This window comes from Rhodococcus sp. Leaf233 (assembly GCF_001426165.1).
GTDB classification, from domain to species: domain Bacteria; phylum Actinomycetota; class Actinomycetes; order Mycobacteriales; family Mycobacteriaceae; genus Rhodococcoides; species Rhodococcoides fascians.
In genome coordinates this window covers 147,157-168,382 of sequence record NZ_LMRO01000015.1, presented here as the reverse complement: position 1 = coordinate 168,382, position 21,226 = coordinate 147,157, and the positions used below count along the sequence as shown (strand labels likewise).

The window sequence follows — 21,226 nt, the reverse complement described above, 5'->3', positions numbered from 1 at the left end:
GCTACCTGCGCACATGGTGCCCTCGGCGTTCGTGATGTTGGAGTCGATCCCGTTGACTCCGGCCGGCAAACTCGACCGCAAAGCCCTCCCCGAACCCGACTGGTCCGCTCAGGTCACCTCGGGACGCGACGCCGACAATGCCGTCGAGAAGACGCTCGCCGGTTTGTTCGCCGAGGTGCTCCGCCTCGATCGCGTCGGAGTCGACGACTCCTTCTTCGCGCTCGGCGGAGACAGCATCATGTCGATTCAGCTCGTCTCCCGCGCGAAGGCGGCAGGGCTGGCTCTGTCGCCGCGAGATGTGTTCGAGCACAAGACCGTTGCCGCGCTGGCCGAGGTCGTCGCCGCCGGCGACGGGACCGTTCCGCTCGTGCTGGACGAGCTGCCCGGCGGTGGCGTCGGAGACGTCCCGCTCACCCCGATCGTGCACTGGATGCTCGACCGCACGTCGGTACTCGACAAGCACACGCAGACTGCCGTGCTGACATTGCCGTCCGATATCGAGCTCGACGTTCTCGAAGCGACCGTTCAGACCGTCCTCGATCACCACGACATGCTCCGTGCAGTTCTGCACCGTACCGGAGAGCCGTCGATGGAGGTGCTCCCGATCGGTTCCGTCACGGCGCAGTCCGTCGTCCGCCGGGTGGAGTCGAACAGTGTTCGGGGACCGGAGTTCTCGGATCAGGCCAGGTCGGAAGCCGCTGCAGCAGTGGATCGTCTGGCACCCGATGCCGGTGTCATGATTCAGATGGTCTGGTTCGACGCAGGCTCCGAAGGCAGCCGACTGCTCGTCGTCGCGCACCACCTGGTGATCGACGGCGTCTCGTGGCGAATCCTCGTGCCCGACCTCGCGTCGGCGTGGGCTCAGATCATCGGCGGCAGCACACCGGAACTGGCCCCGGTCGGTACCTCGATGCGTCGTTGGGCGCACGGCCTGCGTGAGGTCACCGCAACGCGTTCGGACGAGCTCGCAGTATGGCGCGACGCGCTCGCCGATCCCGATCCGCTGATCGGTTCACGCGCACTCGACCGCGAGATCGACGTCTATCGAACGGTGGACAAGGTCGAGGTCACTCTGTCGACCGATGTCACCGAGGGCCTGTTGACGGCTCTGCCCGAGGCGTTCCACGGCAGCGTCAACGACGGTCTACTGGCCGCTCTGGCTCTGGCCACAGCCGTGTGGCGACGAAACCGCGGTGTCGTCGTGTCCGACGCACTGATCTCCCTGGAGGGCCACGGCCGTGAGGACCATGTGGTTCCGGGAGCCGATCTCAGCCGCACCATCGGTTGGTTCACCACCATCTACCCACTTCGACTGACGCTCGACGGGATCGACCTCGACGACGCTCTCGCCGGCGGGGACGCGGCAGCAGCGCTGGTCAAGTCCGTCAAGGAGCAGCTGCTCGCCGTTGCCGATCACGGCATCGGGTACGGCATGCTCCGCTACCTGGACGAGGAGGCCGGTTCGACACTGCGTGACTTCCCGGCACCGCAGGTCAGTTTCAACTACCTCGGTCGATACAGCACCGACGTTCCGGACGAGCTCCGCGGACATGGGTGGCTACCGGTCGACGACTCCGGCGTCGGCGATTCCCAGGACGAGGACCTGCCGGTCGCCGCTGCGCTCGACATCAACGCGGTCACCACGGCGACACCGACCGGACCTCGGTTGGAGGCGACCTTCGCATTCCCGACGGGCGTGCTCGACGCCGACGAGGTCACCGAACTCGCCCAGTTGTGGAAGCAGGCTCTCACCGCGCTGACGCAGCTCGCTCAGCGGCCGGGGACCGGCGGGTTCACGCCGTCCGATCTCGATCTGGTGAGCCTCGACCAGAAGTCCATCGACGATCTCGAGCGGGTGTACCCGACTCTCGACGACATCTGGTCGATGACGCCTCTGCAGGCAGGTTTGCTCTTCCATGCCGAACTGTCGGATCAGTCCGTCGATGCCTACATCGTCCAGCTGGTGCTCGACCTCCGCGGGGACGTCGACGAGGCTCGCTTCCGCCGCGCTGCCCAGGCTCTACTGCGGCGCCACGCGAACCTGCGCACGGCGTTCGTGCACAACAACGACGGCGAATCCATCCAGATCGTGCATCACGACGTCGATGTGCCGTGGACCTCGGTCGATCTGTCGTCGCTGAGCGTCGACGATCGCGCAGCCGAGCTCGAGCGAATCGAACACGACGACCGCGCAACGCGATTCAACATGGCACAGGCGCCGTTGTTGCGCTTCATGCTCGTGACGCTGGCCCCGGGCGAGTGGCGTCTGGTGATGACCAACCACCACATCCTGCTCGACGGATGGTCGACGCCGCTGCTCCTCAAGGACCTGCTCACGCTCTACGTCGTGGACGGCGACGACGCCGTTCTTCCGCGCGTACCTGCGTACCGCGACTACCTGTCGTGGTTGTCGCGGCGTGATCACTCGGCAGCTCGTGCGGCATGGATGGAAGCCCTCGCGGGTCTCGCCGAACCCACCCTGCTGACGCCGGTCGAGAGCCGTCGCCAGGAGTCGACATTGGCCGGCCGCGCGTTGGTTTCCCTGGACATCGAGCAGACCGAACGACTGCGCAGTCTCGCCCGGGCACGCGGCATCACGATGAACTCGATGGTGCAGGCTTCGTGGGCGATGGTGCTGGGCACGTTGACCGGTCGCACGGACGTAGTGTTCGGTGCCACCGTCTCGGGACGTCCGCCGGAGGTCTCGGATATCGAGTCCATGGTCGGTCTGTTCATCAACACGCTGCCGGTGCGCATCGTGCTGGATCCAGCCGAAACACTCGGCCAGTACCTCGATCGGGTGCAGGCCGAACAGGCTTCGCTGCTCGATCACCACTACCTGGGCCTGACCGATATCCAGCGTGCCGTCGGTCCCGCGGTCGCGTTCGACACGCTCACCGTGTTCGAGTCGTATCCGATGGACCGAGCGGGTCTGTCGGCCGAGACCGATCTCGCCGGCATGCGGGTGCACGACGTGCACGACGGCAGCGACACCGCACAGTATCCGCTGACCCTGGTCGCGATGGTCGACGACCGATTGCACATCGAAGCCAAGTATCTGCCCGAGCTGTTCGAGCACAGTGTCGTGGTCGCCACCGTCGATCGAATCGTGCGGGTTCTCGAGGCGATCGCGACCGACACCGACCAACGGGTCGCTTCGCTGTCGCTGCTGTCCTCGGAGGAATCGAACAGGCTGGCCCCGGTACGTGGTCCCGCTTCCACGACCGAGCGCCTCCTGCCGGACATCCTCACCGATGCTGCTGCCCGCAACCCCGGTGGTACGGCAGTGTGGAGCGCAGGTCGGACACTGACCTACACCGAATTGGACACTCGGTCGTCCGCGCTGGCGCGTGCGTTGATCGCCCGCGGGGCAGGTCCGGAAACCGTTGTGGCACTTGCTTTGCCGCGCTCCATCGAATCGGTTCTCGCAATCTGGGCCGTGGCGAAGACCGGTGCGGCCTTCCTGCCGATCGATCCGAGTTACCCCCGTGATCGAGTCGAGCACATGCTGGTCGACTCCGGCGCGTCCATCGGCGTCACGTCGACCGAACACGTCGGTGCCGTCGAGGGCCTGGGCTCGGCTACGTGGTCCGTCCTCGACCAGGACGACACTCGCCGCGATCTCGCGAACCGTTCGACCGCACCGGTTCTCGACTCCGACCGCACTCGACCGGTACACATCGACCAGGTCGCGTACTTGATCTACACCTCCGGCTCCACCGGAGTTCCCAAGGGCGTCACCGTCACTCATCGCGGCCTGGCCAACCTGGCCGAGGAAGAACGGTCTCGTTTCGAGGTGACTCCGAACGCTCGGGTTCTCGCGTTCGCGTCACCGAGCTTCGATGCATCCATTCTCGAGCTGGCCATGGTGATCTCGGGTGCCGCCACGATGGTGATCGCACCCACCTCCGTGTACGGCGGCGTGGAGCTCGGCGAGCTCCTGGCGCAGCAGCACGTCACGCATGCGTTCGTGACTCCCGCGGCCCTCGCCTCGGTGGACCCCGACGGTCTGACCGAACTGAGCGTCGTTGCAACCGGTGGCGACGTGTGTCCGCCCGAGCTCGTCGCACGGTGGGCACCGGGCCGGCGCATGTTCAATGCGTACGGCCCCACGGAGGCCACCATCTTCTCCTCCGTCAGTGACCAGCTGCACGTGGGCTCGCCCATCGATATCGGCTCGCCGACAATCGGTTTCGGCGAAGTAGTGCTGGATTCTCGTCTGCATCCGGTACCGGTCGGTGTCGCAGGAGAGCTCTACCTCGCCGGCCCCGCCCTGGCGCGTGGCTACCATTCGCGATTCGGTCTGACGGCAGAGCGGTTCGTCGCGAACCCGTTCGGCGAGCCCGGCGAGCGTATGTACCGAACCGGCGACGTCGTGCGGTGGACCGAGTCGGGCACCCTCGAGTACGTCGGACGCAGCGACTTCCAGGTCAAGGTGCGCGGTTTCCGTATCGAGCTCGGCGAGATCGACGCGGTGCTGACCGATGATCCGACAGTCGAATTCGCTACGACGATCGGTGTCGACGGACCTGCCGGAAACACGATCCTGGTCGCCTACGTTCTTCCGCGCCCCGGCCACGAAATCGATGTGACGACGCTGCGCACTCGGGCGTCGAGTTCGCTTCCGACACACATGATTCCGACGGCGGTCGTTGCCCTGGAGACGATCCCGCTCACGCCCGCGGGCAAGCTCGATCGACAGGCGCTGCCCGCCCCGGATCTGCACGTCGGCAGCGACTCGCGCGCTCCTCGCAACGAGACCGAGCGAATCATCGCCGACATCTTCGGCGAGGTTCTCGGCGTGGGCAGCGTCGGCATCGACTCGAGCTTCTTCGATCTCGGTGGAGACTCGCTGAGCGCCACCCGCCTCACCGCTCGGGTGAATGCAGCCCTCGACACCGCTGTCAGCGTTCGTGCGTTGTTCGAGGCACCCACGGTCGAGTCGTTGGCGGTGCGAGTGCACAGCAACCCGGCCGGTGCCGCGCGCCGTCCGGCGCTCACTGCGAAGCCTCGCCCGGGCTCGATTCCGTTGTCGATGGCTCAGCAGAGAATGTGGTTCATCAACCAGTTCGACGTCGACTCGGCCGCCTACAACATCCCGCTCGCGGTTCGATTGACAGGCCGTCTCGACATCGAGGCAATGAACGCTGCGATCGGTGACGTGCTGGCGCGGCACGAGTCGCTGCGCACCGTGTTCCCTTCGCACGGCGATCGCCCCGAGCAGCACATTCTCGGCACCGACGCGGCGACGACCGATCTGCAGGTCGTCGACGTCGATGCCACCGAGATCGTCACCGCGATCTCGTCCGCTGCCGCCCGCGGATTCGACGTGTCGAAGGACCTGCCCTTCCGGGCCGTTCTGTACCGGACGGCACCCGAGGATTTCGTGCTGTCGATCATCGTGCATCACATTGCCGCCGACGGCGCGTCCATGGCACCGCTGGCCCGAGACGTCATGGTGGCGTACGGATCTCGCGTGTCGGGAGTAGCTCCGATGTGGGCACCGCTCGACGTTCAGTACGCCGATTTCGCGATGTGGCAACGCTCGGTCCTCGGCGACGAGTCCGACCCGAGCTCCGTGGCAGCACAGCAGCTGGAGTTCTGGAAGTCCACTCTCGCGGATCTACCCGAGCTGCTGCCGCTTCCGCTCGACCATCCTCGCCCGGCACGGCAGTCGATGCGCGGCAACAGTGTTCGGTTCGAGATCGAGCCAGACGTCCACGCCGGCCTGGTGGACCTCGCCCGCGCGAACGACGCGACCGTGTTCATGGCCATGCATGCAGCATGGTCGATCCTCATGGCTCGCCTCAGCGGGACCGAGGACATCGCAGTCGGCACGCCCATCGCCGGGCGTGGCGACGCAGCGCTCGACGATTTGGTCGGCATGTTCGTCGGGACTCTGGTTCTGCGCACCGAGGTAGCGCCCGATCTCTCCTTCACCGAGCTGCTCCGCCGGACCCGTACCGCGGACCTGGCGGCGTTCGACAACACCGACGTGCCATTCGAGCGTCTCGTCGACGTCCTCGATCCGGCCCGTTCCACCGATCACTCGCCGTTGTTCCAGGTACTGCTCGAATTCCAGAACAACACCTCGGCGGCACTGGAGCTACCCGAACTCACCGTCGAGGCCGTCGACATCGACGCCCACGTCGCGAAGTTCGACCTCCAGCTGACCGTTGCGGAACGGTTCGACGACTCCGGTGCTCCGGCAGGTATGACCGCTGCGGTCACCTATGCGGTCGACCTGTTCGACGAGATCTCCGTGGACGAGTTCTCGACTCGATTCGGTGCGGTCCTCGCCGGCGTGACCACCGATCCCGATCGTGCTGTCGGCGACATCGACATCCTGTTGCCGGGTGAACTCGACGCCATGGCCCGGCAGTGGAACCACGCCGGACACACGGCGACCGATGCGACACTGGCCGACCGCTTCGCCGCTGCCGCTGCGCAGTTCCCCGAAGCACAGGCAGTCGTGTTCGGCGATCGCTCGCTGACCTACGCCGAGCTGGACGACCGCTCGAACCGACTTGCACGCATCCTCGTGTCGCGTGGCGTGACGGCGGAGTCCCTGGTGGCGGTTGCGATGCCGCGCACCGAGGAGCTGATCGTTGCTCTGCTGGCGGTCGTCAAATCCGGCGGCGGCTACCTCCCGATCGACGTCGGCTATCCGGCCGACCGGCTCGCCTTCATGCTCGACGACGCGTCACCGGTCTGTGTGATCTCCACCGTCGCCGACAGTGCATCGGTGCCTGCTTCCGATGTCGAGATGCTGCTGCTCGATGCACCCGAAGCGGTCGCCGAGCTGGCAAGCGTGTCCGGAGCCCCGCTGACCGACGCCGACCGCATCGGCACCACCGATGCCGATTCGATCGCCTACGTCATCTACACCTCGGGCAGTACCGGACGTCCCAAGGGTGTGCAGATCGCGCACCGTAACGTCGCGACGCTGTTCGCGAACACCACGGATCTGTTCCACTTCGACGACCGCGACGTCTGGACCATGTTCCACTCCTACGCGTTCGACTTCTCGGTGTGGGAACTGTGGGGACCACTGCTGCACGGCGGCACTCTCGTGGTCGTCGACTACTACACCGCACGCTCGCCGGAACTGTTCCGTGAGTTGCTGATTCGCGAGAAGGTCACGGTTCTCAACCAGACACCGACGGCGTTCTACCAGTTCGCCGAAGCCGATCGAGTGGCAACCGCGGCCGGTGGATCCGCCGACGGATCGGACGCACTGTCGCTGCGGTACGTCATCTTCGGTGGAGAAGCACTCGATCTCGGACAGCTCGGTCGCTGGTACGCACGGCACGAGGAGACCTCGCCCACCCTGGTCAACATGTACGGCATCACCGAGACGACGGTCCACGTGAGCCACCTGGCTCTGACCGAGCAGTTCGCGGCGTCCGCTTCGGCCAGCGTCATCGGCCAGGCGATCCCGGCACTGCGTGTCGCCGTTCTCGACACCCGCCTCAATCCTGTTCCGCCCGGCGTCGTCGGGGAGATGTACGTGTCCGGGGCACAGCTCTCTCGCGGATACCTCGGCCGAGCAGGGCTGTCCGCAACACGTTTCGTTGCCGACCCCTCTGGCGATGCGGGTGCGCGTATGTACCGCACCGGTGACACCGCCAGGTGGAATCGCGATGGGGCTCTGGAATACCTGGGTCGAAGCGACATGCAGGTCCAGTTGCACGGCTTCCGTATCGAACTGGGCGAAATCGAAAGCGCGCTACTGGCATTCGATGGAGTAGCGGCTTCCGTGGTCGCTGTCCGCGACGACGGTTTCGGTGATCGCCTGATCGGCTACGTCGTGGCCGAGGCCGGTCGCGCGCTCGACCATGCGGCCGTTCTCGACTTCGTGGGCAACTCGTTGACCTCGTACATGGTGCCCGCAGCGTTGATCGTCCTGGACGAGCTGCCGCTGACCGCCAACGGCAAACTCGATCGCCGTGCACTCCCGGCACCGGACTTCTCGGCAAACGTCACCGAAAGTCGTTTGCCTGCAACCGAAGTCGAGTCGATCCTGGCCGGTCTGTTCGCGGACGTTCTCGGGCTCGATACCGTCGGCGTCGACGATTCGTTCTTCGCACTCGGCGGCGACAGCATCATGTCGATCCAGTTGGTCTCGCGCGCCAAGGCCGCCGGGCTGGTCCTGGCTCCCCGCGACATCTTCGAGCGCAAGACCGTGGCCGCTCTCGCCGAGGTCGCTGTTCTCGGCGGCGACGCCGTGGTGCTCGAAGAACTCGACGGTGGGGGAGTCGGCCCGATGCCGCTCACCCCGGTCGTGCGGTGGATGTTGGACCGCAGCACCGAATTCGGCCGTTACACACAAACAGCGCTGCTTCAGCTTCCGGTCGGCATCGAGCGCGAGACGCTCGAACGCACGGTGGCAGCGGTGCTCGATCGTCACGACATGCTGCGTGCGCGCCTCTACCAGGACGCGGACGGGGAGTGGCACGAGGAAGTGTCTCCGGTCGGAACAGTCTCGGCTGCGAGCGTCCTTCACGCGGTCTCGGTCGAATCCGTCGACGGCCCCGAATTCTCCGTCGTTGCCGCGGCCGAGCTCGACGCCGCTGCCGATCGTCTGGTTCCGGCCGACGGCGTCATGGTGCAGATGGTGTGGTTCCAGAGCCCCAATGGCTCGGGTCGACTGCTCGTGGTCGCCCACCACCTCGTGATCGACGGCGTGTCCTGGCGCATTCTGGTTCCCGACCTCGCCACGGCATGGAGTCGGATCGTCTCCGGCCACGAGCCTGAACTGGCTCCGATCGGTACCTCGATGCGTCGGTGGTCCACCGGACTCACCGAGGTCACGGCCGCCCGAACCGAAGAGCTCGGACTGTGGCGTCGGATTCTCGACGGAGCCGACCCGACGATCGGTTCTCGCCCGCTCGACAAGAGAATCGACGTCGACGCCACCGTGCAGCGTGTCCGCACGTCCCTGCCGGTCGAGGTCACCGAGCGCCTGTTGACCACTGTCCCGGACGTGTTCCGTGGCAGCGTCAACGACGGCCTGCTGGCTGGTTTGGCTCTGGCCCTGACGGCGTGGCGTCGCGAACGCGGCGATGCGGTGCGGGACGCTCTCGTGACTCTCGAGGGCCACGGCCGCGAGGACGCGGTGGTGCCCGGTGCCGATCTCGGTCGGACCGTCGGCTGGTTCACCACCATCTTCCCCGTGCGTCTCGATCTCGGGTCGCTCGACGTCGCCGACGCTCTGGCGGGCGGCGCGTCGGCCGGTGCCCTGGTCAAGACCATCAAGGAACAGCTGCTCGAGATCCCCGATCACGGCATCGGCTACGGCATGCTGCGGTACCTCGATTCCGCTGCGGCCGAGGCTCTGTCCGGCTTCGCCGCACCACAGGTCAGCTTCAACTACCTCGGCCGGTTCTCCACCGGATCCACCGAAGGCATGGACGACGTGGGTTGGATCCCTGTGGCCGACGCAGAGCTCGGCGACGCGCAGAATCCGGACATGCCGGTGCCTGCGGCGCTGGACATCAACGCTGTCACCACCTCGACCCCCGACGGCCCACAGCTCGACGCGACGTTCGCCTTCCCCGCGGGCGTTCTCGACGCCGACGAGGTCGGCAGGTTGATCGAACTGTGGACGCAGGCCCTCACCTCGATCACCGAGCACGCCTCGGCCGACGGTGCGGGCGGCTTCACGCCGTCGGATCTCGAGCTGGTCGACATCGATCAGACATCCATCGATGCTCTGGAAGAGCAGTTCCCGAATCTCGACGACGTGTGGTCGTTGTCGCCTCTGCAGGCCGGCTTGCTGTTCCACGCTCGCCTGGCCGGCGAAATCGGCAGTGCCGGTTCGGGTGTCGACGCGTACATGGTTCAGCTGGGCCTCGAGCTCCGGGGAACTGTCGATGCGACGCGGATGCATGCTGCCGTCGACAAACTGGTCTCTCGCCATCCCAACCTGCGAGCAGCGTTCGTACACAACAGCAACGGCGAGTCACTGCAGATCGTGCAGAGTTCGGTCACTGTTCCGTGGTCCGAAATCGATCTTCGGGGGGAGCCCGATGTCGAGGTGGCCCTCGAGGCAGTTCTCGAGGCCGACCGTGCGGTGCGCTTCGAGATGGACCGGGCACCGCTGCTGCGGTTCACGCTCATCACCCTGGCCGACGATCACTGGCGTCTGCTGCTGACCAACCACCACATCCTGTTGGACGGATGGTCGACGCCGCTGGTCGTCAAGGAACTCATCACGCTCTACGTCACCGAGTCCGACGACTCGATGCTGCCGCGCATTCCTGCCTACCGGGACTACCTGGCCTGGATGCGCCAACGCGACGTGGCGATCTCCACCGCGCAATGGGTCAGTGCCATGGCCGGCGTGGAAGAACCCACGCTGTTGGTCACCGACGATCGTGGCCGGCAACTGTCCACCGTGTCGCAGGAGACCGAGCGGTCGTTGTCGGTCGAGACCACCGCGGCACTGCGTGACTTCGCTGCTCGCCGTGGATCGACCCTCAACACCCTCGTCCAGACCGCATGGGGCGTCGTGCTGGCCACCCTCACCGGACGCGAGGACGTCGTGTTCGGTGCGACGGTGTCGGGTCGTCCGCCGGAGGTTCCGGGTATCGAGGGCATGATCGGGCTGTTCATCAACACCCTGCCCGTCCGGGTCACGCTCGACCGGAGCGAAACGCTGGGTGCACTGGTCGATCGGGTTCAGGCCGAGCAGGCATCGCTGTTGGACCACCACTACCTCGGCCTGACCGACATCCAACGCGCAGCGGGTGCAGGCGTGGCCTTCGACACCTTGACGGTGTTCGAGTCGTACCCCGTCGACCGGGCCGGCGCTTCTGCGGCAACCGATTTCGCCGGCATGCAGGTCACCGACATTCTCGGAACCGACGCAGCGCACTACCCGCTGACTCTGGTTTCGTCGGTCGACGAGCGCCTGAACCTGAAGGCGAAATACCTGCCGGAACTGTTCGACGTCGATTCCGTGCACGCCATCGTCGATCGCGTCGAGCGTGTCCTCGACGCCGTGCTCGAGGACGAACAACAGCCACTGGGACGGCTGCGACTCCTCGGTGACGCCGAGTTCGCCTCGCTGGCACCGGTGTTCGGACCCGAAGGACGCTCGGCCCGGCTGCTGCCGGAGATCTTCTCCGACGCTGCCGCGGTGAACCCGGACGCCATCGCACTGCGCAGCACCGACGGCGAAATGACGTACCGGGAATTGGACCGTCGGTCCAACCGACTCGCTCGAATTCTGCTGGGCCACGGCGTGCGCACCGAGACCTTCGTGGCACTCGGCATCGCACGATCGATCGAATCGGTGCTGACGGTCTGGGCCGTCGCAAAATCCGGCGCGGCATTCGTACCGGTGGATCCGAACTACCCGGCCGATCGCATCGAGCACATGTTGGCCGACTCCGGAGCAACGTTCGGCGTCACCACCCGCGCCCATCTCGACGACCTGCCGTCGACCGTGCCCTGGATCGTCCTCGACGATCTGGCGACGGACGGCCCGAACGCAGTGAGCGACGAGCCGATCGACGCCACCGAGCGGAACGGACGCATCGCCTTCGACAGCGCGGCGTACACCATCTACACCTCGGGTTCGACGGGTGTGCCCAAGGGTGTCGTCGTCACGCACTCCGGTCTCGACAACTTCGCAACCGAGCAGCGCGAGCGATACCGAATCACCAAAGACTCACGCACACTGCACGTCTCGTCCCCGAGCTTCGATGCATCCGTGCTCGAGTACCTACTCGCCTTCGGCGTCGGCGCGACGATGATCATCGTGCCGCCCACCGTGTACGGCGGCAACGAACTCGCGGCACTGTTGGCAGCGGAGTCGGTCACCCACGGCTTCATCACCCCGTCGGCTCTGGCGTCGGTCGACCCGAGCGGGCTCGACACGTTCGCCGACGTCGTCGTCGGTGGCGAGGCCGTACCGGCCGAGTTGGTCGCGAAGTGGGCACCGGGCCGGAATCTCTACAACGGTTACGGTCCGACCGAGGCCACGATCATGTCCAACATCAGCACGCCGATGACTGCAGGTGACACCGTCTCGATCGGTGGTCCTGTTCGCGGCGTGTACGAGGTGGTGCTCGATTCACGGCTGCAGCCCGTTCCTGTCGGCGTGGCAGGTGAGCTCTATCTCGCGGGTGTCGGACTCGCCCGCGGTTACCACGATCGATTGGGCCTGACGGCGGAGCGATTCGTCGCCGACCCGTTCGGCGCACCCGGCGCGCGGATGTACCGCACCGGAGACGTGGTGCGGTGGTCGCCGGATCTGACGATCGAATACGTCGGTCGAAGTGATTCGCAGGTCAAGGTTCGCGGCTTCCGCATCGAACTCGGCGAGATCGACGCGGCGCTCGCATCGCATCCGTCCGTGGACTTCGCCGCGACCTTCGGCACTCCGGGCCCGTCGGGAGCGACCGTCCTGGTGTCGTACGTACGAACCACCGAGGGCGCGGCGGACGCGTTCGATACCGGTGTCCTGCGTGACCACCTGGCCGGCATGTTGCCGTCGCACATGGTTCCCGCAGCCATCGTCGTGCTCGACGCCATTCCGCTCACACCGGTCGGAAAACTCGATCGGTCCGCGTTGCCGGTGCCCGAGTTCGGGTCGGCGACGTCGTACCGCGAGCCGAGCACGCCGGCCGAGCTCACCGTGGCCGCCGTGTTCGCCGAGATTCTCGACGTCGATCGGGTCGGTGCCGACGACAGCTTCTTCGAGCTCGGTGGAGACTCGCTCAGCGCCACGCGCGTCATCGCCCGCGTCAACGCCGAACTCGGCACCACGATCGGCGTGCGCACGATCTTCGAGATGCCGACTGTCGCCGGATTGGCGAGCGCGGTCGGCGCAACGTCCACACGGGCGCAGCGTCCGAATCTCGTTGCGACACAACGTCCTGATCACATCCCGCTGTCTCTCGCACAGCAACGCATGTGGTTCATCAACCAGTTCGACACCACCTCGGCGGCGTACAACGTGCCACTGGTCGTCAAGTTGACCGGGCAGCTCGATACTGCGGCCCTCGCCGCGGCAGTCGTCGACGTCCTCGAGCGGCACGAATCGCTGCGGACGACGTTCCCGGACGGACCGGACTTCCCGGTCCAGCTCGTACATCCGGCCGTCGAGGTGGCTCCGGTGGTCGAGCCGGAAGCGATCGATGCCGGTGTGCTGACCGACCGGGTGGCGCACCTGGCGGGTCGTGGATTCGACGTGACCACCGAGATTCCGGTGCACGTCGAGCTGTTCCACGTCGTCGGTGCCGATACCGATGCCGAGCCCGTCTTCGTACTGGCGATGGTGGTGCATCACATCGCGGCCGACGGAGCCTCGATGGCACCGCTGGCACGAGACGTGGTGCTCGCGTACTCGGCGCGCACCACGGGAGCAGCGCCGGGCTGGGAGCCCTTGCCGGTGCAGTACGCCGACTACACGCTGTGGCAGCGTTCGTTGCTCGGCGACGAGAAGGACGAGTCGAGCGTGGCCGCGGCCCAGCTCGAGTACTGGTCGACGGCGCTCGCAGGTCTACCCGATCTGCTGCCGTTGCCCACCGATCGCCCGCGGCCCACCACGCAGGATTTCCGGGGTGGCCGGGTTCGCTTCACCGTCGACGCCGAGATCCATCGGGCACTCGTCGAGATCACCCGCGAGCAGAACGTCAGTATGTTCATGGTGTTGCACGCCGCGTTCGCGGTGGTGCTGGCGCGCCTGAGCGGTACCGACGACATCGCGATCACCACTCCGGTGGCAGGGCGCGGCGACGCGGCACTGGACGATCTCGTCGGCATGTTCGTCAACACCTTGGTGTTGCGCAGCCGGATCGACGACTCCGCCTCGTTCGTGGATCTGCTCACGCAGGTGAAAGCACACGACCTCGACGCCTTCGATCACACCGAGATGCCGTTCGAGCGCATCGTCGAGGTGCTCAATCCCACGCGATCGACGGCGTATGCACCGCTGTCGCAGGTGGCGTTGTCGTTCCAGAACAACGAGAAGGCGTCACTCGAGCTACCGGATCTGCGCGTGGAGGGCTTCGACTTCGACGTTCCCGTGGCCAAGCAGGATCTGCAACTCCTGGTGTCCGAGACCTTCGACGACGACGGGCGACCGACCGGATTCGAGGCAGCGTTCGATTACGCCACCTCGCTGTTCGACGCGTCCACCGTCGATGCGATCGCGGCGCGACTGGTTCGCGTACTCGACGCCGTCGGCAGCGATCGACTCACCGCGGTGGGGGATATCGACATTCTCGGTGCCGACGAGAAGCAGGCTCTGGCACCGGCTCGCGGGTCCGCCGACGTCGCGTTGCGAACGTGGCCGGAAATGCTCGCCGCCTCGGTGGCGCTCGACCCGTACGCGGTCGCCGTCACGTATCGGGGCGTGAGCCTGTCCTACGCCGACCTCGACAGTTGGTCGAACCGAATCGCGCGAATGCTCATCGACTACGGCGTCGGACCGGAAACGTTCGTCGCCTTGGCCCTGCCTCGATCCATCGAGTCGGTTCTGTCGGTGTGGGCGGTCGCCAAGACCGGTGCGGCATTCCTGCCGGTCGACCCGAACTACCCGGCCGACCGCATTGCGCACATGCTCGAAGATTCGCGTGCGGCAATGGGATTGACCGACGTCGACAGTCGGCAGTCGCTGCCCGACACCGTGCCGTGGCTCGTCCTGGACGATCCCGAGACATCATCGGAGCTCTCTCGCTATCCCGTGGCCGCAGTCACCGATGCCGAGCGCACCGCGACGCTGCACCTCGACCACCCGGCATACCTGATCTACACCTCGGGTTCGACCGGTCGCCCGAAGGGCGTCGCAGTGCGGCACCGGGGCCTGGCCAACCTGCAGGCCGAGGTGATCGATCGATTCCGTCCCACCCGAGATTCGCGGGTGTCGCACATCGCCTCGCCGAGTTTCGACGCCTCGGTGTACGAGCTCACGATGGCGTTCGGCGTCGGCGCCACCGTGGTGATCGTGCCGCCGGGAACGTTCGGTGGCAGCGAACTGGCCGACCTGCTCGAATCGGAACATGTCACACACGCGTTCCTGACTCCGGCGGCGTTGTCCTCGATCGACGAGACACGTTTGGGCACGGTCCGCGTCCTCGCCGTCGGCGGCGAGGCCTGCACTCCGGAGCTGGTGGCGAAGTGGGCACCGGGCCGCAAGATGTTCAACGGCTACGGTCCGACCGAGACGACCATTCAGGCGAGTGTCGGCGGTCCGTTGATGCCAGGCGGCACGGTGGACGTCGGCCGGCCGGGTACCGGATTCCGGTTCCTCGTGCTCGACGCACGTCTGCGGCCGGTCCCGGCCGGGGTGTCGGGCGAGCTGTACATCGCAGGCCCCGGTACGGCACGCGGTTACCTGCGACGGTTCGGGCTCACATCCGAACGCTTCGTCGCAGACCCGTTCGGTACCGCCGGTGAGCGGATGTACCGAACCGGTGACGTCGTGCGCTGGGGGAGTACCGGTGTGCTCGAGTTCGTCGGACGCAGCGACTTCCAGGTCAAGGTCCGCGGATTCCGTATCGAGCTCGGCGAGATCGACTCCGCGCTCACCGATCACGACGAGGTCGGCTTCGCGGCGACCATCGGTCACAATGCGGCGTCGGGAGATACGGTTCTCGTGTCCTACGTGCTGCCGGCCGAGGGTGCATCGGTGGACGTCGAGGCGTTGCGCGACAGTGTCGCGACCGTTCTTCCGCGCCACATGGTCCCGTCGACGATCATCGAACTCGCCGACATCCCACTCACTCCGGTGGGCAAGCTGGATCGACGCGCGCTCCCGGTGCCGGAACTGACGGTGTCGACGACGCCGTATCGGGCACCGAGTACCGATCTCGAAGCAGCCATCGCCGACGCGTTCGCCGAGGTATTGGGTGTCGAACGAGTCGGCATGGACGACAACTTCTTCGAGCTCGGTGGCACGTCGCTGGTGGCAACCAAGATCGGCCCGGCCATCGAGAACGCGGTCGGAGTTCGCGTCCCGCTGCAGGCATTGTTCGTCGATCCGACCCCGGCAGGGCTCGCGGCTCGGGTCGCGTCGGACGTCGATTCGTCCGGTGCACAACTGGATTCGGTGTTCGGAGTGGTCATCCCACTGCGCAGCACAGGTTCCAAGGAACCGCTGTTCTGCGTCCATCCCGGAATCGGGTTGTCGTGGGGATATGCGGGCCTGGTGTCCCAGATCGGTGACGACCGTCCCGTGTACGGCCTGCAGTTGCCCAGCATCGTGGAAGGCACGCCGTTCGGCTCGATTCGAGACCTCGCGCACCGGTACGCCGACGAGATTCGGGCTGTCCAGCCGGTCGGTCCGTACCACCTGCTCGGGTGGTCGCTCGGTGGTTCGCTCGCCCATGCGATCGCCGTGGAACTACGCAGCACCGGCAGCGAAGTGCAGACTCTCGCGTTGCTGGACAGCTACGTCGACGGCCATGACGAGACGGCCGACGGTGAGCTGAGCGTCGAGAACCTGCTCGCGGGTCTGGGGCTGGATCTGACTGCTCAGGCGTCGTCCGAGCCGTTGACCTACGAACGTGGTGTCGAACTGCTCGACGAATCCCTGGGGCAGACCACCGGTGTCACGGCGGATCATTTGCGCAGAATCAATGCAGGATTCGAGAACTCGACGCGAATCATGGCCGAGTTCATCCCGGACGTGTTCGACGGAAATGTTTTGTTCTTTTCTGCAACGAAAGGCGCGAGTGACGGAATTGTTCGGTCACCACAGGAATGGCGACCGTACGTGTCAGGAGATATCGTCATCCACGGTGTGGACGTTTTCCACAACGAAATGACCAATCCCGATGCTGTCTCGGTGATCGGTCCGGTTGTCGACGCACATCTGGGCAATACATATCCATAACGTTTGCGAGTGTTCTTCCGTGAAAGAGCACTCGCTCGAATACCATCGGCTTTCGATACTCGAGTGGTCGAATGCGAATCACTACTACCAGGGGACACAGTGAAACTGATCAGAACAGCAACGGTCGCGGTGGCGTTGACCGCAGCCGTAGCCACCGGCGCAGGCCAGGCCGTAGCGGATCCGACGTCGGAGTCGATGAACTACCAGACGTCGGTCAACCCGGATGGAACCGTCAAGACCATCCTCGACGCCGGTCTCTTCCGCGTCGATGCGACGAGCGAGACGGTGTCGATCGTCGACCAGGCCGGCTCCACGGTGGCGTCGATCCCGCTGGAGTACTCCATCAATGGAACCGTCTACTCCATTGCGCCCCTGATCGGTGCCGAAGGTCGGGAACTCACTCTCACCCCGCAGACCGTTCCTGTCGCTGAGGTCGCAGGCGCGAAGACCAAGCAGCAGGCCTTCGACAACATGGTCAACCAGCTCGCCATCGGTTGGAACAACGGCGGCGGCGTCGGCACGGCCATCGGTGCAGGCCTCGGCTTCGCCATCGGCTGCGTCTCGATCTTCCCGAACTTCATCTCGGGCTGCATCATCGGAACCGTGATCGGTACGGTCGCCGGCACGGTCATCGGAATCAACAACGCCAACCCCGAAGCTCAGCCTGCGGTGTTCGAGTACTTCACCACTGCGTAGAGCACGACGGCCACTGGCCGAGGGATGTGGAACAGCGGGTAGAGCGCGTGCGCTCTACCCGCTGTTCGCTGTCCGGCCAGTGAGGGCTCGACGCATCGACACCGCTTTGACCATCGTCTCCTCGAACTCCTCGTCGGGGTCCGAGAGCGCGACGATCGCGCCTCCGACGCCGTACGTGACCTCGTGCTCGGTCGCCACGATCGTGCGAATGACGATCGAGAAATCTGCCGTACCCGTGATCGAGAAGTAGCCGATGGCACCGGAATACACTCCGCGCGGCCCATCTTCGAGCTTGTCGATGATTGCCATCGTGCGAATCTTCGGAGCGCCGGTCATCGAGCCGCCGGGGAACGCCGCCCTGATGCAGTCGGCAGCCGACGCGTCGTCACGCAGCCGGCCACGAACCGTGGAGACCAATTGGTGCACGGGAGCATAGGTTTCGACGTCGAACAGCTTCGGCACGTGTACCGAACCAGGAACGCACACCTGAGCCAGGTCGTTACGCACCAAATCGACGATCATCAGATTCTCGGCCTTGTCCTTCTCGTTCGCGACGAGGTCGGCCTTGAGTGCGTTGTCCTCTTCGGGGGTGGCCCCGCGCGGCCGAGTTCCCTTGATGGGCTTGGACTCCACGATGCGGTCGGCGTCGATACGCAGGAATCGCTCGGGGGAGGCGCTCAGGACCGAGACGTCGGGAAAATTCAAGAAGGCACTGTACGGGGTGGGATTGATTTCCCGCATGTAGGAGTACGTCGCCGCGGGGTCGATGGAACCGGCCACGGTGGCAGTGTTCGTCAGGCAGACCTCGTAGGTTTCACCGGAACGGATTTCGGCGAGGCACTGAGAGATGAGGTCGAGGTAATGCGTGCGATCGTGCCTGAGCCGTGGCTCCAGGGACAGCTCTGCGCCGAGCAACGGAGCACCGGACGCAGGTATCCCACTGGGCGCGCTCACGGTCTGCGCCTTCTCGGACAGACCACTCAGCGTTGCGGTGACCGAGTCGAACCACTGCGCGAGGACCGGATCCCCGGGGGTATCGGCCAACCCCATCAAGTACAGGGTGCCGGCCTCGTGGTCGAACACCAACGCCCGATCGGAGAACACCATCGAGGCGTCGGGGGTCGCCGAGGTGTGCACCAGCTGCCCGCCCGTATCGGCCTTGAGTTCGTACCCGAGGTAGCCGACGTAGCCCAGTCCGAATGCAAAGGGAAGATCGTGCCGCGGGGGAGTAGCTCGGCGACGTAGTTGGGCGTCGATGTAGTCGAAGAACGTCGAGTGGATGTGTTCTTTCGTGCCGTCGGAGCCCTCGACGGTCACCATCGTCTCGGCTACCGAGTACGTCACGTATTCGGCGTGCGGCCCGGAGCAATCGCCCATGACGGTGAATCGGCACTCGGGCTCGAGTGCGGCGCTTCCGTCCAGCCAGAAACTCTTGGTGTCGTGCGCGAACAGCGTCTGGAACACGCGCTCGGAGTCGAAATCGCTGTCGATAGTGCGGGTTTCGATGGTGAACATCGAATCGTGGGTCCCCGCTGCGTTCGCTGCGCTCGACCGCGCTAGCGTCAGATCGCGGAAATTCGCCAGCAGCTCACGCCCGTATTCGGTGCTGATCGACTCGGGGTGGAACTGCACTCCCCACAACGGCTTGCTGTGATGACGAACCGCCATCACCAGACCGTCCGGGGTCCAGGCGACTTCCTCGAAGTCGGCGGGAGTCCGGGTGACGACCAGAGAGTGGTAGCGCACCACGGAATACGGCGAGGGAATCCCCTCGAACAGATCCACCCCGGTGTGCGTGATGTCGGTGATGCGGCCGTGCATCGGTGCGGGGGCCAGATCGACCTCGCCCCCGAAGAGGTGGCACATCCCCTGATGGCCGAGGCAGACACCCAGAATCGGGAGACCGGATTCGCTTATCACTCGACCACTGATACCGAAGTCCTGCTCGACGTCCGGGCGGCCGGGACCGGGCGAGATCACGACGTTGTCGAACGCGGCGAAGTCGAGGGAAGACCACGCGACGTCGTTCTTGACCACGGTCGGTGGTCGGCCGTTGACCTCGGCGAGGAGGCTGTACAGGTTGTAGGTGAACGAGTCGTAATTGTCCACAAGGAGGGTTCTGATCGTCATCGACGTACCTCTATCGTTCGCCCTCGAAGCCAGATTCTGGCCCCGGAGAATCGATGATGAGATCCTCGACGCGACACGCCTCGGCAATCATCGACTTGTACAACTCTTCGAGAAAGTCGGGCGACAATCCGTTCGCGGACGCGAACTCACGAGCCCGTTCGGTCACCACGCCCACCCGGCCCGGCTGCATCATGGGAATACCGAATTCGCGTTTGACGTGGGCCACCCGTACACACACATCGATTCGGTCGCGTACGGCTGCGCGCAAGACCTCGTCGATACCGTCCAATTCGCGGCGCAATTCCGCCAACTTTTGTTCGCCGACCGCAACGCGTCCGTCCGATTCCGAGTCGGACGCCGCCGTCCGCGGATCGTCGTGCAGACACTGATCGGAACCCTGGCTCACGAGTTGATGCCCCCTGTTTTCGACGACTACGGTGCTGATGATTATCGGTCGCAGCCGACATTTGTTACCGCGATCATCACAGACTCGGTAACCGACTACATGCGATGTTCGATGGTGTCATCCCGAGCCGTTTTCGCGCCACTCAAACGCGAAGAAAACGGACGCTGAACGACAATAATCACACAAGTCACCCGAAAAAAATCTCCGAGTTTCCAACCCATCGAAAAAATGCACCGCCGGATTGTTTCCAATCGGGCGGTGCATCGCTCAGGGGATCAGGCTCCGCGTCGCTTGACCTTCAGTAGATCGAGGCGCTCCTTCAGCAACTCTTCCAGTTCATCCACCGAACGGCGCTCGAGGAGCATGTCCCAGTGGGTACGAGGAGGCTTGACCTTCTTTGCCTCGGGCGCGGTGCCCTCGATCAGAGAACCCTCGAGTCCGTTACGGCACGCCCACGTACCGGGAATCTCGGCGTCGTCGGCGAACGGGACGTCGAATTCCTCACCGTTGTCGCAGCGATAGCGAGCCACGCGGCGGGGTGCCAAATCGTGATCACGATCGGTCTCGTAGCTGACGGCTCCCAGTCGACTACCTCGAAGTACACGATCTGCCATAGTGAAGTCCTCTCCATCGATAGTAGGTATGTGCGCCGATTCCACCGGCCGGTTTCGGCGCGGCCGAGCTTCGTCGTCCCCACTGATCTACAACGTCGTCGAGCGTCCGTTCGTTCCCGGCTCGCCCGCGCAGATCAAGGCATCTTACCTCGCCGGCAAAGTAGGCTGAGCGACCATGTCCGTGAAAACCCGTCGCAACCAGACGTGCGAGTGGTGCGGACGTCCCATCGACGATGTCGGCACCGGCCGCAAACGACGGTACTGCCGACAATCGTGCAGACAACGTGCGTACGAGCAGCGCAGTGCCGTCAAGGGGACGTCCATTCCCGTCGACGCCGTCGTGCTGACCGCCGAGGAAGCATCGGCCGTTGCAGATCGCGCATTCGAACTGCGCTGCGCGGCCGAGGATGTCAGCACCGCAGTGGCAGAAGGTGCCGCCGCCGACGAACTGCAGCGCCTGTGTATCGAGCTCGTGGCGAAAGCACACGATGCCGAGCGGCTGCGCTGAGTATTTTCGGGGCTCCTCGCTGG

At 65.2% G+C, this 21,226-nt stretch carries 7 protein-coding genes; 4 read left to right on the top strand and 3 right to left on the bottom strand.

The window, feature by feature from the left end; all coding sequences use genetic code 11:
• The coding region (locus tag ASH04_RS26005; protein ID WP_156394676.1) for a non-ribosomal peptide synthetase at positions 1–16,849 on the top strand (16,849 nt) is incomplete at its 5' end.
• Between the two features lie 99 nt (positions 16,850–16,948).
• Positions 16,949–17,545, top strand: coding sequence for a hypothetical protein (locus ASH04_RS26000; RefSeq protein WP_032365824.1), 597 nt, complete (start codon positions 16,949–16,951; stop codon positions 17,543–17,545).
• Positions 17,546–17,599: 54 nt separating this feature from the next.
• Here the strand turns inward: ASH04_RS26000 and pabB are convergent, their stop codons facing one another.
• The 3 genes from pabB to ASH04_RS25985 all read right to left on the bottom strand — a co-directional run bounded on the left by pabB (position 17,600) and on the right by ASH04_RS25985 (position 20,695).
• Positions 17,600–19,675, bottom strand: a complete 2,076-nt coding sequence (gene pabB, locus ASH04_RS25995) for an aminodeoxychorismate synthase component I (RefSeq protein ID WP_032372412.1) — start codon at positions 19,673–19,675, stop codon at positions 17,600–17,602.
• 10 nt (positions 19,676–19,685) lie between these two features.
• Positions 19,686–20,081, bottom strand: a complete 396-nt coding sequence (locus ASH04_RS25990; protein WP_027497119.1) for a chorismate mutase family protein — start codon at positions 20,079–20,081, stop codon at positions 19,686–19,688.
• Positions 20,082–20,356: 275 nt separating this feature from the next.
• Positions 20,357–20,695 (bottom strand): RNA polymerase-binding protein RbpA, encoded by a 339-nt coding sequence (locus ASH04_RS25985; protein WP_027497120.1) that lies wholly within the window; start codon positions 20,693–20,695, stop codon positions 20,357–20,359.
• 28 nt (positions 20,696–20,723) lie between these two features.
• Here ASH04_RS25985 and ASH04_RS26750 point away from each other — a divergent pair, with 28 nt between their 5' ends.
• Positions 20,724–20,864: a hypothetical protein gene (locus ASH04_RS26750; protein WP_156394675.1), complete on the top strand. Its 141-nt coding sequence runs from the start codon at positions 20,724–20,726 to the stop codon at positions 20,862–20,864.
• Between the two features lie 6 nt (positions 20,865–20,870).
• Entirely contained in the window at positions 20,871–21,203 is a 333-nt protein-coding gene (locus tag ASH04_RS25980) for a hypothetical protein (RefSeq protein ID WP_027497121.1), read from the top strand.
• The last annotated feature ends 23 nt before the right edge of the window (positions 21,204–21,226 follow it).

Bases quoted from the DNA above. Each gene is read 5' to 3' on its own strand.
- pabB (WP_032372412.1), bottom strand. From the start codon at position 19,675: ATGACGATCAGAACCCTCCTTGTGGACAATTACGACTCGTTCACCTAC.
- ASH04_RS25985 (WP_027497120.1), bottom strand. From the start codon at position 20,695: ATGGCAGATCGTGTACTTCGAGGTAGTCGACTGGGAGCCGTCAGCTAC.
- ASH04_RS26750 (WP_156394675.1), top strand. From the start codon at position 20,724: ATGTGCGCCGATTCCACCGGCCGGTTTCGGCGCGGCCGAGCTTCGTCG.
- ASH04_RS25980 (WP_027497121.1), top strand. From the start codon at position 20,871: ATGTCCGTGAAAACCCGTCGCAACCAGACGTGCGAGTGGTGCGGACGT.